The organism is Paenibacillus sp. J31R30, from assembly GCF_059692115.1.
Genome location: NZ_JCAUAV010000006.1, coordinates 1 through 15,822 on the forward strand (window position 1 = coordinate 1; position 15,822 = coordinate 15,822).

12 protein-coding genes and 1 pseudogene are annotated in these 15,822 nt (G+C 42.1%); 2 read left to right on the plus strand and 11 right to left on the minus strand.

What is annotated here, in order from left to right:
- From AC58QO_RS20470 to AC58QO_RS20510, 9 genes and pseudogenes are all read right to left on the minus strand, one after another.
- Positions 1-417 (minus strand): hypothetical protein (locus AC58QO_RS20470; RefSeq protein ID WP_497268734.1); only part of this gene is annotated, 417 nt, incomplete at its 3' end.
- A gap of 239 nt (positions 418-656) precedes the next feature.
- Positions 657-926: a hypothetical protein gene (locus tag AC58QO_RS20475; RefSeq protein WP_497268736.1), complete on the minus strand. Its 270-nt coding sequence runs from the start codon at positions 924-926 to the stop codon at positions 657-659.
- A 223-nt stretch (positions 927-1,149) separates the two neighbouring features.
- The gene (locus tag AC58QO_RS20480; protein ID WP_497268738.1) at positions 1,150-1,824 is read right to left on the minus strand and encodes an ABC-2 transporter permease; all 675 of its coding nucleotides are present in this window, start codon (positions 1,822-1,824) and stop codon (positions 1,150-1,152) included.
- Positions 1,824-2,675, minus strand: coding sequence for an ABC transporter ATP-binding protein (locus AC58QO_RS20485; RefSeq protein WP_497268740.1), 852 nt, complete (start codon positions 2,673-2,675; stop codon positions 1,824-1,826). The genes AC58QO_RS20480 and AC58QO_RS20485 overlap by 1 nt, the downstream gene beginning before the upstream one ends.
- A gap of 2 nt (positions 2,676-2,677) precedes the next feature.
- Complete coding sequence (locus AC58QO_RS20490; protein ID WP_497268742.1) at positions 2,678-3,058, minus strand: GntR family transcriptional regulator; 381 nt, start codon at positions 3,056-3,058, stop codon at positions 2,678-2,680.
- Between the two features lie 467 nt (positions 3,059-3,525).
- A pseudogene (locus AC58QO_RS20495) lies at positions 3,526-4,029 on the minus strand (alpha/beta fold hydrolase); the annotation flags it as partial.
- Positions 4,030-4,543: 514 nt separating this feature from the next.
- Positions 4,544-7,060: a hypothetical protein gene (locus AC58QO_RS20500; RefSeq protein WP_497268744.1), complete on the minus strand. Its 2,517-nt coding sequence runs from the start codon at positions 7,058-7,060 to the stop codon at positions 4,544-4,546.
- 273 nt (positions 7,061-7,333) lie between these two features.
- On the minus strand, positions 7,334-7,480 hold the full coding sequence (locus AC58QO_RS20505; RefSeq protein ID WP_497268745.1) for a group II intron maturase-specific domain-containing protein: 147 nt from the start codon (positions 7,478-7,480) through the stop codon (positions 7,334-7,336).
- 303 nt (positions 7,481-7,783) lie between these two features.
- On the minus strand, positions 7,784-8,143 hold the full coding sequence (locus tag AC58QO_RS20510; RefSeq protein WP_497269182.1) for an NUDIX hydrolase: 360 nt from the start codon (positions 8,141-8,143) through the stop codon (positions 7,784-7,786).
- 342 nt (positions 8,144-8,485) lie between these two features.
- On the opposite strand from AC58QO_RS20510, the gene AC58QO_RS20515 reads away from it, so the two are divergent.
- Entirely contained in the window at positions 8,486-8,806 is a 321-nt protein-coding gene (locus AC58QO_RS20515) for a hypothetical protein (RefSeq protein WP_497268747.1), read from the plus strand.
- Between the two features lie 40 nt (positions 8,807-8,846).
- The gene (locus AC58QO_RS20520; RefSeq protein ID WP_497268749.1) at positions 8,847-9,338 is read left to right on the plus strand and encodes a hypothetical protein; all 492 of its coding nucleotides are present in this window, start codon (positions 8,847-8,849) and stop codon (positions 9,336-9,338) included.
- A 220-nt stretch (positions 9,339-9,558) separates the two neighbouring features.
- Here AC58QO_RS20520 and AC58QO_RS20525 read toward each other — a convergent pair whose 3' ends face one another.
- Together AC58QO_RS20525 and AC58QO_RS20530 are read right to left on the minus strand one after the other, a co-directional pair.
- Positions 9,559-10,098 (minus strand): hypothetical protein, encoded by a 540-nt coding sequence (locus AC58QO_RS20525; protein WP_497268750.1) that lies wholly within the window; start codon positions 10,096-10,098, stop codon positions 9,559-9,561.
- Positions 10,099-10,468: 370 nt separating this feature from the next.
- Positions 10,469-15,799: a CehA/McbA family metallohydrolase gene (locus AC58QO_RS20530; RefSeq protein ID WP_497268752.1), complete on the minus strand. Its 5,331-nt coding sequence runs from the start codon at positions 15,797-15,799 to the stop codon at positions 10,469-10,471.
- Positions 15,800-15,822: the final 23 nt, after the last annotated feature.

Here is a 15,822-nt window from a genome sequence, read left to right on the forward strand (position 1 = left end):
CGGGTTAGAAAATGAGATCAGTCCGATATTATTCGAAACGCTAAGCGAAAGTTGATATCTCTTGTAAAGATCGTCAGTGGAGAAATATGTATCCATGAGGTTGCCGACATTGCCTTGAGGAGTCATTTGTTGTGTGACTTGGAGCAGATTGTAGTAAACTTGCGTGAGCTTCATCGATTGCTGGTACAAATCGAAGGCCATGTTCGTTTTAATTTTGTTTTGCTGCATCGTGTTAATCGCATTGTACGAGACAGCTGCCATTAAAATGGAACACCCTAAGAAGCTCGATATCAGAGTTACGACAATTCGTTTCCTAAGCGAAGAAGTAGCGAAAGGGTTACGAAATAATCTAACAAAAGCTGTCATAATACGAATTGCTTTCACGGTCAAAGGATTAATCAATCTATTGCTGCGCACGTTCACCACCCCATAGTTGAAATACCTTTAGTAAGTTAAATCTCCAAATACTTCCTTATACTTCATCTTTATGAGTATTCGATACGGATTGTATATCTCCTTCTGACCCAGTTTGAAACATGCACACAAGCAGAAACAGAGAATAAAGAAGAACCTTGCCCTTCTCGTTGTACTTATTCAGCTCTCGTTCACTGTTAGCTCAATTGTTCCTTGTTTGTAGGTAATCGATAGATGTTAACTTACGACTTAAACCAGATGGGGACAATTTCCTCAAAGTTTTCCGGTTTTGAAGTCTTGACCCCACTATTATAAAGGTTAGTAACTACTTCAAACTCTTGCATTTTTTGCTGAATCTGTTGCCTAGGTGCGGTACGTAATACATATTTAGGTAAATCACCTTCCTCATATAAGAAATACTTACCGTCGAATGAGAATCCCATTGTAACCAAAGAAATTTCGGAAATATTCGTCATCGAGGGTATGTGTTTTTTAAGACCAGATAAGTTCATGAATGTGTCCCTTTCCTTTGTGATGTTGATATTAATAATAGAAACTATTTCCAGTTAATTATACCACGAAAAATAAACTAACCATTCAACTATACTGCCCGATAGTTGAGAAAAGGCAACCGATCCAATAGGGTCGGCTGCCTCTTGTTGTTATTGAACTCTCGTTATCCGTTAGCGTAATCCAGTATCGCGGCTTATGCCCGGTTGCCATAATGATTAGCAATTATTGAATGTCTACTGTCTGGAGTGTTCTGATACTTTTATTACAAGATATACCGATTATAATAGCTCCGACTACAGTAAAGAGTAACAAAAAAGGAAGACTGCCGTAATCAATGTAATAAGTATAAATTTGATTAAAAACGTTCTCACCAAATTCCGTGTACTTAATTAATGTAATGACTCCTCCTACCCCAATAACAACAATCGCTCCAATCATTGACATGGCAACTTGTACTTTTTCTGGTCCATGTTTAATTTGAAATTGTGTCGTAAGGATGAGAATGATTAATACCCCTACGCCAACACTGTATATACGAATAAATATATCTGCAAAACTAATCTCCCACTTTGCGATTTCCGAAAAAAATTCACTAATAAGCGTCATAAGTACAATAGAGCAAATTGCAGCCATCAGAAGAAATAAATATTTCTGAATAACATATTGTTTCTTTTTAAAAGGCATAGTGAACAGGTACATAAGTCCATGATTTTGCTGATCAAATGTTAAAGAATTTAAAATGACGAAGGAGAGGGTTACTGAAAAAATGCCCATCCCGATCATAATCCCTTTTTGACCAAAAAATGCTAAACTAAAAATGGCCAAGATTAAAGTAATGATGACAGCTAGTTTCTGTTTTTTCAAAACTATCAAGTCTTTTACCCATAAACCTTTCATTATTCTTCCTCCCTCGTTAGTAGCTGCAATACTTCGTCAATCGAGCCTCTTTCTATTGCAAGTTTCGGATAATTTTCTTGGTAGTAGCTTCTTTCCTTTGTTAAACAAGCATAACCATAGCTTCTTTTTTTCGTTGCAAAAATATATCGCTCATCTAATGAAGGGTAATCCTCCTCAGCTACTTTTAAAATCCCATAACTGTTTAGAATTTGATCTGTTTCTTCTTGTAAAATAATTTTACCATTATCGATTAAAAGGATATGATCGCACAATTGCTCTAAATCACTGGAGATATGCGAGCTTATTAATACACTTCGGTTACTTTTCTGCCCCAGGTAATCCTGCAACATACCTAGAATTTCTTTTCTTACGATTACGTCTAAGCCAGATGTTGGTTCATCTAAAAGTAAGAAGTCAGCCTCATGGGACATAGCTAACAAAATCTTTAATTTGGCCTGCATCCCTGTAGAAAAATTCTTCACTTTGTTATCTAAAGGTAATTGTAGCAGACTACATTTCTGATCAAAGTCAGCAACATTGAATTTTGTAGGATAAGTAGCGCTCATAATTTTTTTTATTTCGTTTATTGTAAATTGCTCAGAAAAAAAACTGTTTGGAAATGTAACACCAATTCGCTCTTTTTCATTTTCAGATAGCAGTGAAACACTTTTTCCAAATAAACTGATTTCACCTGCGTCTAGATGGAGTAATCCCAGAATCGATCGAAAAATTGTCGTTTTCCCAACTCCATTACGACCGACTAGTCCAACAACTTGATCATCCCCTATCGTGAATGAACAATCTAATTGGAAATCGTTATATGTCTTCAACACATTTTTCACTTCTAACATGGCTATCCCTCCAGCAAAATATGAAATAAATCTAGTAAGTCACTGTTGGAAATTCCATAAAGTTTAGCCTTCTTAATGATGGTTGCTAACTCTTCTTGAATTTCCTTTTGTTGAGCTTCTTTCTCGAATTCCAAATTTAACGTTGCGACAAAACTTCCTTTTCCGTGCACTGTAACAATATACCCTGATTGTTCAAGCACATCATAGGCTTTCTTCACTGTTAAAGCACTAACGTTAAGCTCTTTGGCTAAACTTCGTACTGAAGGAAGGGGTTCGTTTTCATTAAGTTTTCTTTTTATTATTTGTCCTCTTATTTGATCAACAATTTGTTCATAAATCGGAACCATTGATGAGTGTTGTATAATTATAATCAGTTTAACCACCTCCCCCTCATAATAAACAGTATATAACAGCACACAACAGTTATCAAGTACTTACCCATATGTACAAAATGGAAAGAGATTTAACAGCTTTCTCTTCACATCCATAAGATCTCTCACCGTTGTAGGTTAAACCCCTTGACCTTATATCACCAACCAGGCCAAATATGTACACTCCCGTTACTTCAATAAAAGTAAATAGGAGCAGCTTCAATGCTGCTCCTGAAGAATTGTGCGAATCGTAAATCAACAGATAGTATTCGAGATGAGATGGAGTTATCTTGTTCTATGTCAACCGTTTATTCGAATTCACGTTTATGAGAACACGTATAACTCTTTAACGGGGAGAAGACAGCCGTTTAATGTCGGCTGCCTTCTCCTGATATCTATTAAGCTATAGTTATCCGTTAGCTTAATACTTTCTAATTTTTGGAAGGACATAGTTTAAAACAGGTGTTTTCGATTCGAATTTAAGAGAGTTGTTCAAGGAACTGTAGAACCAAACGGTTAAAGACCTCAGGTTGGTCCATCGGAGGTAAATGAGCAGAACCTTTGATAACGACTTTTTGTGCCCCTTGAATTCTTTCAGTAAGTACATCCGCAATCTGCAGGAAATCAGGATAATCCTGATCACCCGCAATGACCAGCGTAGGTACTTTAATCTCTTCCAGACGTTCAATTGGAGGAGGTGATAGCAATGTAAGCCCCTTACCGAACTCCGGTAAAGAAAACGCGTGCTCCGCTATCATCCGGTACCTTTCCCTTGCTTTCCTATTTACTTCATTCGCAAGGGATCCAGGACCGTCAAAATACATCTGGATATCCATTTCCAGTGCTTCCTCGCGTGTCCCGTTTTTATATATCTCGTTAAAACGCTCCATATCACGCAGTCGCAGATCTGTGCGGGGATGCCCCATCAATGCTGACGAGACTAAAGTCAGGCTCTTCACCATTTCCGGATAAGCGAGCGCAAACTCAACAGCAACGGTTCTCCCGTCCCTGTTACCTCGTAATAAAAACTAGTTCCATTTACATCCAGAAAACCCGAACCAACTGACTGTTTAATTTCCATTTTCATCACCCTTTATCATGGTACGATAACCTCTCATGAAATTGACTACCTCTGCTGATAAGATACATCTGCAGGTTTTTCCTGCAGCTCATTTTAGTATAACTATTATCCCACGTATTAAGTAGGTAGAATTTGATATTAAAAACTATTCTGCCAGTTACGTAAACGGACAACGGCAGCCCAATCTATACCGGCTGCCGTCAAGTCGTGATTAAACTATAGTTCTTTCGTTAACCGTTTATTACCATGGGTTAAACAAGGAAGTATTGATCCATTTTCTTGGAACAGCCATCGTAGGGCTCGTCGAATCATGGTTTACCGAGGAATTGAAGGATCCGGTCGATCTTGTGGCCAATCAACTGGGAATATTGTTAGATCGAAATCTTGAATTGGATCAAATGTCAGCCTCTCATATTTTACTGAATCTGAATAATCGAAACAGAACCATCAGTCGGATTAGCTGGGGCAGAGCCATTATAAAGAAAATCCACTGTAACAGCACTTGCAGTAGCGTCAACTAAGAACGTACCAGATACACTTGCATTAGCATCTAAAGTCCCAGTATTTGCCTTACCTGAAAAATCACCTTTAAATACTAAATTAAGCCTTGGTGTAACAGTAATGTTTCCCACTACTGAACTAGTTGCCCTGAAAGTATATGAAACCATATAAATGTGTCCTGTTGCTAATAAAAAGGTTGTAGCTGTTGGATGCGAAATATTAGAACCATTAATAAATGAGGTTGCATATGAAATGTCTGTACCGTCTGCAATAGGTGATACACTAACAAGGAAGAGCCCGTTTTGTATTGTTGCAACTGCTCCGGTTGCACCAGTGGCTCCCGTAGCTCCTGTGGTCCCTGTGGCTCCCGTTGCTCCCGTTGCTCCTGTGGATCCTGTTGTACCCGTTGCTCCCGTTACTCCAGTTGCTCCAGTTCCACCTGTGGCCCCTGTTACACCCGTTGCTCCAGTTTCACCTGTGGCTCCTGTTGCTCCTGTTGCTCCTGTTGCTCCTGTTACTCCAGTTGCTCCAGTTCCACCTGTGGCCCCTGTTACACCCGTTGCTCCAGTTTCACCTGTGGCTCCTGTTGCTCCTGTTGCTCCTGTTGCTCCTGTTGCTCCTGTTACTCCCGTTGCTCCTGTTGCACCAGTTTCACCTGTGGCTCCCGTTGCTCCCGTAGCTCCTGTTGCTCCTGTTGCTCCCGTTGCTCCTGTTGCACCAGTTTCACCTGTGGCTCCCGTTGCTCCCGTTGCTCCTGCTACACCAGTTTCACCTGTGGCTCCTGTGGCTCCTGTCGCTCCCGTAGCTCCTGCTACACCAGTTTCACCTGTGGCTCCTGTTGCTCCTGTCGCTCCCGTAGCTCCTGCTACACCAGTTTCACCTGTGGCTCCTGTTGCACCCGTTGCTCCCGTTACTCCTGTAGCTCCTGTTGGTCCTGTTGGTCCTGTTGGTCCTGTTGCTCCTGTTTCACCTGTGGCTCCAGCAGCTCCCGTAGCTCCTGCTACACCAGTTGCACCTGTGGCTCCTGTTGCACCCGTTGCTCCCGTTACTCCTGTAGCTCCTGTTGGTCCTGTTGCTCCTGTTTCACCTGTGGCTCCAGCAGCTCCCGTAGCTCCTGTTGCACCAGTTGCACCAGTTTCACCTGTGGCTCCAGTTGCACCAGTTGCACCAGTTGCACCAGTTGCTCCCGTTACTCCCGTAGCTCCTGTTGGTCCTGTCGCTCCCGTAGCTCCTGCTACACCAGTTTCACCTGTGGCTCCTGTTGCTCCTGCTAAACCAGTTGCTCCCGTTACTCCCGTAGCTCCTGTTGTTCCTGTTGCTCCTGTTTCACCTGTGGCTCCAGCAGCTCCCGTAGCTCCTGTTGCTCCTGTCGCTCCTGTGGCTCCCGTTGCACCAGTTGCTCCCGTTACTCCCGTAGCTCCTGTTGTTCCTGTCGCTCCCGTAGCTCCTGCTACACCAGTTTCACCTGTTGCTCCTGTTGCACCCGTTGCTCCCGTTACTCCCGTAGTTCCTGCTACACCAGTTTCACCTGTTGCTCCTGCTACACCAGTTGCTCCCGTTACTCCCGTAGCTCCTGCTACACCAGTTTCACCTGTGGCTCCTGTCGCTCCCGTAGCTCCTGCTGCACCAGTTTCACCTGTGACTCCTGTTGCTCCCGTTACTCCCGTAGCTCCTGTAGTTCCTGTCGCTCCCGTAGCTCCTGCTACACCAGTTTCACCTGTGGCTCCTGTTGCTCCTGCTACACCAGTTGCTCCCGTTACTCCCGTAGCTCCTGTTGTTCCTGTTGTTCCTGTTGTTCCTGTCGCTCCCGTAGCTCCTGCTACACCAGTTTCACCTGTGGCTCCTGTGGCTCCTGTGGCTCCTGTCGCTCCCGAAGCTCCTGCTGCACCAGTTTCACCTGTGGCTCCTGTCGCTCCCGTGACTCCTGTTGCTCCCGTTACTCCCGTAGCTCCTGTAGTTCCTGTCGCTCCCGTAGCTCCTGCTGCACCAGTTTCACCTGTTGCTCCTGTGGCTCCCGTTGCTCCTGTTGCTCCCGTTGCTCCTGTTGCTCCTGTCGCTCCTTTTGCACCAGTTTCACCTGTGGCTCCCGTTGCTCCCGTTGCTCCTGCTACACCAGTTTCACCTGTGGATCCTGTAGCTCCTGTAGCTCCTGTCGGGCCGCGTCTACCATGATGAGAATGATGATCGTCATCATCATGAAATTCGATTTCAATTTTATTTCCGTTGTAAAGTTTTATTTTCACTTCCTTAACTTTTTTCCAATCGATTCTTTCCAGAAATTCCTCAAGTTCACATTCTCTTTCATCCTCATCTTCGTCTTTATCGAAAGTTAACTCAGATTTATCCCCATTAAAGTATTTAATTTCTATCTCTTTAATTTCTTCGATATCTACAGACTCAATAGCATTCTCTACTCTTCTATATTTTCCCATACAACGTGGTACCTCCTTTATACCTGTTCTTATTTCCAAATAGATATTAGTTGTTTCACCACGCATTCAGTTGTCTTTTATTCATTTTCCACTTTTTTATTTACTATTATATTAGTACTACCAGATGTTGATTGGACTAACCAACATGACCGACCTCTCAAAAATAAAAAAACAAGCCAGAAGGCCTGCCTATTCTTTTTGTTAATATTATTATCAACACTTGTGAGGGTGGTTGCTCTTTTCGTAAAAATAATTATGAAACTCTCCCGCCCGTTAAAAGACGGTACATGCTTTCTGTAGCTGTACTCCGAGTGTTTGCAGCATGTTAAACCTTGTTCTAACCCGTTTCCATTGCTTCCAGTAGATCATGCGAATCCGCCTTCTCATCCATTCATCCGTTATTTGGAGAAGTTTCTTCATGTTCGCTATTTTAAAGTAGTTCCCCTCCCATAATATAACGTTTCAGTTTTTCTGCTCGTTCCGCATTTCCCATTTCATTGCTTCTTGACGTAAGCGCCTTTATTTTCGCTTTCATCTTTGTTTTGCTATAGATTTCGGGTGTATTCTGAATCTTGCTTTTCCTCTGTTTCGGTAGAATGAAAACCCAAGAAATTTGATTTGATCCCTTTCGCCTCATCCACTGTTGTTTTCTCTCGATTCACTTTAAGCCTGTTGTCATAAAGCAATAGTTCGCCAGCATAACGAGCTTTGAAATTAAACCTTCTACTCTAGTGATTTTAAGTAAAACATTATCCCTGCTCTGTCCACATTAGAAAATTGCAAAGGCTCGTCATCCATTAAACGTCTTAATTCGTCTACTGAAATCCATCGTGGGTTCTTAGTTTCATCACCTGAAGATAATAACTCCCCTTGCACTTTACAGCGGAAATAAACTCCAACTGATTCGAATGGACCCTTTATTGTTTGATAAGCTCCAAACGGTCTTATACACTCCACTTGGAAGTCTAGGTCGATACCTGTTGTATCAACACGTGTATCCTCGCCTTCAATTTCAACTACATCCAGTCCAGTCTCTTCCTTAACTTCCCTTATTATATTAGAGCTTGTGTTAATGATTAGTATTGCTCGATTCTGCCACCAGGAAGTTCAATTCTTTTCGCTTCACCTGCTTTATCCCTTGTCTGTACTACTATTTCTAATGTTCCGTTTACTATACTTTCAATTATGGCACGAGAATTTACTAAAAACATTTGCTCTTAATAGCCTAACCGATAGGCAGTATCAGCCACGTTAACCTGCACGTTACTTGAATAAACCGTGAGGCTCGCCTTTCATTGTTAAGTTAGTAATCTATCGCTGAATTTTGTGAAACAAGAGATAAAGGTCCAAGCGGGCAATACATTACAACATAGTATAAAAAGAAAGGAAAGGGCTTGTTAAAATCTTTATGAGAGGAGTAATAGAATGCTTAAAACTATCAAGACTCAGGAAGATATGCAAAGTATTTTTAAAGGTTTAAAGGCAGCGGTTGCAGATCACGCTCAAAATATTTCAAAAATCATAGAGCCGATTTTCAACGCAGTTAGCACGTATAAAGACATTAATTCGCACATAGTTTTAACATCGAACGGCGGCCTATTTCGATTGAAGGGTTCCCTCTACCGTCTCTCTTACCATAATAATCAAATCCTTCTCATTGCCAGTGACCAAAAAGATACGATCATTGCATCATTCGATAACAATTCTTCCGTTGCGGATGTAAACACTGTATTTAGTCAGCTCTAGACTAGAGAATCATCATTGAAAATTAAGGAGTGAGAAAGAAGTGAGTGAAATGTCACATGAAAAAGTGTTATTGACGAGCAGTACTTTTCATGTTCCTGACCAGAATCCAAACGGAATGGAAAATGATCGTTTGGTCATTACCTTAACCAACCCCAGCGAAAAAACCAAAGAGGCGCATGTAAAGGTATACTATTATGATGTGCTTAATACTGGCTTTACTTCTACCCCTTTCCAGTATCAATCACAAAAAATATTACTTGTTGATTTCGGCGAAGTGATCGTTGATCCCAATACCTCCATGCATTTGGAAATGCAGCTTTTGGCAAGCAATCGTCAGTATCTTCGTATTACGGCTAGGGGTGATTTCAAAACGGATGATAGCCGCGCTTCTATTGGGAAACTTGAAATTAGCTCCGTTGCCGGACATGGCAATACGTTATTAGAAACTACTGTTGAGGAATTTTTTCCTGGTCTAGATTCGGCGGACCCAGTTACCTTCTTCCGTTTTAGCGATTATATGACGCATGAATAATTTATCAAACACCCCACGGTATAAAGAAGGCAGCCGATCTACATGGGTTTGCTGCCTTCTTTTTGTTGTTGAACTGCGAATATATGAGGTGAAGGTCGGATATGCTGCCATTTGTGAGCATGTCAAAATGAGATGTCCGGGAGTTCCTTTATCGTTTGTATCCAGTCCTTCATCTAACTATCGTACTCCGTTAGCGGAGCGATACAATAATCCGATAGCGTCAATTTTGTTGCAAAGTAATCGGTATTTTACTTACAAGCTTCCATTTTCTCTCTGTTCCAAATCCCCCCTCAGGGGGCAAATAAACCTCCACATAATAAGTACCAGCGGACACAGGTTTAAAACTAAGATCACTGGAGTTCCCTGGAATTGAAAGATACTTGTTTTCAACGGTTTGAGCAGGAGCTAATTGCGTAATACTTTCGTCAAAGGTACAGCTCCTCTTCTCTGACCTCATCACCAGCTCAGTCTTCTTATTTTTATTAACAATTCGAATGTCGATATGTGTAGGACAGCTAGAACTTCCAGATTGATATGTGAACGTCTCCTTCCCTTCATTTGTCAACTTAGCGTCTACCTCGATTACTTCATCTAAACCAAATTGGTTTTTATCTAGTTTAATTTCATATCCTAGACTACCAAAGCTTTCTATATGATGGATAGGTAGGATTGGTTTATCTGTCTCTTTCATCATTACAACACTTGCTATAACCGAAATGCACAAAACACCGACAAGACCATAAATAACTTTCTGTTTCAACAACAACATCGCTCCACTCTGTTAACAAAGATAGGTTTTAATTTCTTGGTTATTCTAACCATTTTCCTAGTATGTTAGTAAACTGCCCGTTAACACAACAAGGCTTCCGGATCAAATTTGCCGGCAGCCTTGCTAATTTTTATTGAACTAACGTTTCTCGATAGTTTAACAACTAACTCACCCTCATACTTAGGTGCCTTTACTAGTTTTTATACCAAATCTGTGTTGCGGTTCTTGTGAACCCGAAGTATCAAAAGGAGTTTCATAATAAAAAAAGATGACTCCTGATAATTCAGAAGTCACCCCGGCACTTTGCCGTAGTTTCAAACCGTTCACAGTGGTCACAGTTCAGCTTTGGCTCTAGTTATTATTAATTTTTCTTATTTCTAATAGCCTTTAGAATAACAGTTACGGCTTCAGCGCGTGTTGCATGTGCTTTAGGTCTGAACGTACCATTTTCGTAGCCAGTGATTAAATCATTAGCCAACGCAGTGGACACTGCCGTAGTTGCCCATTCGGAAATATCCAAGCTATCCGTAAATGTACTTTTATTCGTTGCGTCTGTTAGCTTAACTGCTCTTACAATCATTACTGCCATTTGCTCTCGAGTAATCAGCTCGTTAGGTCCGAACGTGTTTTCGGTATAGCCCGAGATGATATCGTAAGCCGCTGCTGTCTCAATCGATTTTTTCGCCCAATGGTTCACTGAATCTGCAAATACCTTTCCACTTTTTTCACTGAGCTTAAGGGTTTTTACTAATATGACTGCAAATTCAGCACGGGTGATGTTTTTCTCAGGACCAAAAGTTCCATCCGGGTACCCTTCGATACCACCTAGCTTTATGAGTTCATAAATGCTATTTTCTGCCCAGTGTCCCTTAATATCGGATAGATTTACTGAAACTGGTATTGGTTCTACAGGCTTAGGTTTATCTATTGCGAATACCCCAAACTTGGTAAAATGATTTACAGTTCCGGTCACTAAAGCTTTTTCGAAATCTACTTGAGGATTATCCAATGAAATCCATTTCCTTGCTGTTTCATCATACCAATAAACAGACATCGTTGACTTGTTTGGATTAACTTTCGATTTATCGAACGGCAGGGTAACAGAAACAGATTTACTAAATGCGTTTTCTTTATCTTTCTTAATATCAAAAATATCGCTGACTAGTTTTAAAGACGTATCTGCAACTAAGTCAACTGTACTTGATACTTTTTCAACCGTCACATTAATAGCGGTATCGATAGCACCTGCAGGTATTATGATTTGAACGCCGTTAATAGTAACCGTTCCACCAGCAGAAGAAATCATACTCGAGTTCGGATTCGAACCAGTGTTGTTATCCGAGTCATCAGGTGAAACCGAAGTAAAACTTACAAATTTGGTGAAGTGTTTTGTCCAGATCACCGTATCGTTGCCTACGACAATTTTAGCCTCTTTACCCGCAGCAATATACTGATCTGCAGCCTCCTGCGTATCTTCACTTAAAGATTCTGTGATCGGTACAACTACCCCATCTTTTACAAATCCAACGTTTTTATCTTTCTGGTTTGGTAAAAGAAGTCTTACCGCTTTATCGAAAGTTAGTGCCATTCCTTCTACACCAACCTCAATTACAGCACTAACATTTCCGTTAACTGATACACTATTATTGGGTTGAAGCTCTGGTAGTTTAATTGTTCCATCCCACGTAGAAGGAGCCGATACCGTTACTCCAGAAGGGATAGACATACTAACTTCACCTAGAGACGTAGCTGCTATCGCTTCCACTAATGGCAGAGTTGCTTGATTAGTATTCCCTGTTGGACTAGGTGTAACATGGATCTGAGCATTAGTCACTCCATTTGGAACTAGTAAGGTTAAAGGATCCGTCGATACTTGAACCGGTGTATTGGATACTGTTTGAGAAACGGCTCTTGTAATTAACAGCGTATAAATTTTAACTGTTTTTCCGTCTTGCGCCGTTATTTTAATCTTAACCGTATTTAACCCTTCATTTAGATTTATCTTCTTATTGCTTACTGCTTCATCATTAATATCAACTTTAGCCTGATTATTATTGGCGGTTGCCTTAACAGTAACAGTGTCAGTCCCATTACCTACGCTTACCGCATACTCTGTTTGGTTTGTTAATAAATTAATTGATTTTTTATCTAATTGCAGCTGCTTCAGTGTGGCATCATCGGATTGTTGATCAGCCGCACGATTCACTACAACCGTATATTTTTTCTTCGTTTGGTTCTCTGCTGTTACTTCAAAAGTGAGTTGGTTGTTACCAACGTTGAGGTTGATCGGACCGTACACCCCGCCACTAGAGTTCACTAGTGAGTTGTTTGCCATAACCACTAATGATGCTTTGGTATTAGTGATTTTCGGCGTGACCGTGATGCTGTTGTCTTCGTTGCCAACATTCACTGTATAGTTGGTTACATTTGCATTGAAATCAGGATTTAAGCTGCCTGTACTTAGTTTCAAATCCTTCAATGTGGCATCGCCGTCTTTATTATCTTCGACGATGAAGATTGGATTTGTGTATGCGAACTGTCCGTTATTGCCATCAAGTTCCATACGCAAGAAATCTCCGGGAGCTACTTGAATAGTGAGTTGTTCAGTAATCTCATCTTCGCTTGGTGTCCATTGCTGAACAACATTACCATTTTTGATCAGACGTACAGTAGACAGACCTTGCTCCGAATAACCAGTGAAATCAAGGGTAACATTACCGCCGTTCTTTGGAACACCTACATCTTCACCCATCATCTTTCCATTCATATTAAAGGCCAGATGAGGTCCATTGGTTCCGTAATAGGTTCCATTCGTTAATACTTGCAAGATGTTTTGTTTCTCAAGTACAGGCATATAGCCTCTGATGTAATTGGCTCCGACTTTACCTGGATTATGGGCATCAGAATTTGATATGCCATAGACATGCCTACCTTGATTATTCAGCTCGTCCCATTTGGCAAAAGCTTTTGCATTGACGGGATGCTTAGGTGGATAAAAACCATTCCATACTTCAAGCCCCGTGAAATTATCAACATCCCAGTTATCCCACTCTAAACCAGGATAAAAAGGATGGGCAATGTAGTGGATACCCTGTCCGTTGTTACTAGCTTTTGTTGCATCAATGTACTGCTGTGCAGGCAAAGTCCAATCAATGACTTCTTTGATGTTGTAAGCCAATGAGTGTCCTCCAGACGTCGAAATTTCTTCGCCCCACAAAGCTACAAAATCATCACGATTTTCTAGAGCTACATCGCCTCGTTGACTTACTGTGTTGTGGTCAGTCGCCGTCAAAAAGTCCAACCCTTTATTTCTTGCCGATGTAAAATTGTCATGAATCGATCCGCTGCCATCGCTCCATTTACTGTGTGAGTGATTGTCTCCGGCATACCAGCCTGTGCCTTGAACAAAAACGCGTTGCGACTTGGAAGTCAAGGTATTGTTTTGCTGCTTAATATCAACGCTTGCCGTTCCCCTGCCGCCCTCCAATGAGCTTAAAGGCCATTCCACAGTCGTGGTACTGTTGGGCGCAATGGTTCCGATCACCTGCTCCTGATCTTTGGTCGTCGTCAAATTTGCAGACAAAAGCAAACTGGCCTTCAATCCATCGACCGATTGCGAAGAGCTATTGGTCACAGATAACATTGCCATTACGTCCGCTCCAGGAGTTATGATACCGGAGGGGGTTAACTGGAAGTCGGTTTTGATTCCTGTTTTCTGTTTTAGAAATTCATCATATACAGCATTCACCGCATCATACTTATTGGCGAATCCTGTGGTGCTTGCGGCTACCAAATAACGCTGGAGCTTGTAATTTCCTCCTGCAGGAATCGTCACCTGCTTCTGGCTTCCCAACCATTGCGCGTAGCCCATTGCACTGAAACCTTCAGCGAAATCACCATCATACATAATGCCAAATGCTTCAGGATCATCGCCATTGTACATCGCAATCCAAGGTAGGTTTGGCTTGCTTCCGGCGACTGGATTGAGATTGCCTGAAACAACGCCAATTCCAGGCACATAAGAAGTATTACTGCTGCCATCAACGTCCATCGCATCTCCGATCCATACGGTTTGCGGTTCATCAGACGAATTCATAATGACGCTCTCCGCATAAACCCAATCTTCGTTTGGCTTTATCGTATATGTCGTCTCGATGGGAAAAGGAGTATAAACATCCTCAACGACCCCCCTTGTTTTTACTACGGATTGAATATTTGAATTTTCCACAATTTCCACACTTTGATTCTTTGCCGTTAAAATATTCCACGAATCCTGGGTTAACGGCTGGTCTCGGCTCACTAAGGGGAGGTTAATCCAGTCGATTCCATCATTCCCTCCCTGAACCGCCATATCGATCGGCTTTCCGAGCGTCGCTCCGACCAATTGAGAGTCATCGAAAGTCTTTGCCACAGTCATAGCCATCTTCTGATTTTCCAGAACAATATCGTTTCCAGTTCCTTCCGATAAGCTGCCGGGGATCTGTTTGCCTGTACTGGCCAATACTTCAACAGCTTCCATATACAAATTAACATTATACGAAGAATTGATATTGGAGATTTCCACCGAATTGGAGGAATCGCTATAAGTCATTTTATTCCCCGTCAATGTATAAGTGCCTATGGGAAGCGTCATCGTATATTGGCCCCTGCTATCTGATGTGGCGGAAGCTACCGCATTAGCGCCAATGTTTCTTGCCGTTACTTTCACCCCGTTAACACCGAAGCCGTTTGAATCGTATACCGTACCGGTGACTGTGGCCATCTGTTCCTCTCCAACCAATAGCGAAGGGATTTTATTGGCCCAAGCTGCGATCTTGGCGTACGGCGCTGTAGCGTCAGGATAGTCGGTAATGTGATATACAATGATGTCCCGGCTACCGCCTGCATTGACACTGGCATCGAACCACGCTCCCGCTATGTAGCCTTGCGCGTTCAGTCCGGTAGGTTGATTCTCGTACCAGGCAATTCCGTGCGCGGGAATTCCCGTTGCTGAGTTATCACCGTCATACAAGTAATTACCTGTCCATCCAGACAGGTACAACTTGTTTGCATTGGCGCCGCTTGCAGGGGAAAAACCCAATCCGGGTGCGTAAGCCAATTGCTGCCCCTGGTCAGGGTCCATCTGATAGTTTATGTAACCTTTGTAATCAGACGTGCCGTAATTTTGCAGGTGCAGGGTAATCTTCATGATCGGCGCTTCAGGAAGCATTTGATAGGTTACCTTGGCTTCAAGGTTTGGATTCGCCTGAGCTGCGCCAGTTGCAACAAGTTTGGTTCCGTTTTGCACATCCAGCGAATTAAAATCAAGCAAACTCCCATTTACATTCCATTTATCCGTCATCTGGTCGCTTAAATAAAACTGTGTCCAGTCGAGCGTTTCATCATGTATCGAATCATTCAGCACGAAATCAACAGGCATGTATTTCGCCCCGAATGAACCTGCGGCATTGTTTCCTACGCTTTTACTGGAAACAACTACCTTCGCTTTGCTATTGGCTAAAAAATGATAGGTTTCCCCGTCTGCAATATCTTTACCATTCGGCCCATATGTAAAATTCAGCGCATCGTTGCTTTTACCGGCCGTTATATCACTGGCCATTGATATCCCTTGCGGAATCACCTGCAGCATAATAACTGTAGAAAGAACCAAAGGCATCAACTTTTTTAATTTTTTTCTAGTTTTTGCAAACATAATATGTTTTTCTCCTCCGCTTA

Bases quoted from the DNA above. Each gene is read 5' to 3' on its own strand.
- AC58QO_RS20500 (WP_497268744.1), bottom strand. From the start codon at position 7,060: ATGGGAAAATATAGAAGAGTAGAGAATGCTATTGAGTCTGTAGATATC.
- AC58QO_RS20530 (WP_497268752.1), bottom strand. From the start codon at position 15,799: ATGTTTGCAAAAACTAGAAAAAAATTAAAAAAGTTGATGCCTTTGGTT.
- AC58QO_RS20475 (WP_497268736.1), bottom strand. From the start codon at position 926: ATGAACTTATCTGGTCTTAAAAAACACATACCCTCGATGACGAATATT.
- AC58QO_RS20480 (WP_497268738.1), bottom strand. From the start codon at position 1,824: ATGAAAGGTTTATGGGTAAAAGACTTGATAGTTTTGAAAAAACAGAAA.
- AC58QO_RS20505 (WP_497268745.1), bottom strand. From the start codon at position 7,480: ATGAAGAAACTTCTCCAAATAACGGATGAATGGATGAGAAGGCGGATT.
- AC58QO_RS20515 (WP_497268747.1), top strand. From the start codon at position 8,486: ATGCTTAAAACTATCAAGACTCAGGAAGATATGCAAAGTATTTTTAAA.
- AC58QO_RS20485 (WP_497268740.1), bottom strand. From the start codon at position 2,675: ATGTTAGAAGTGAAAAATGTGTTGAAGACATATAACGATTTCCAATTA.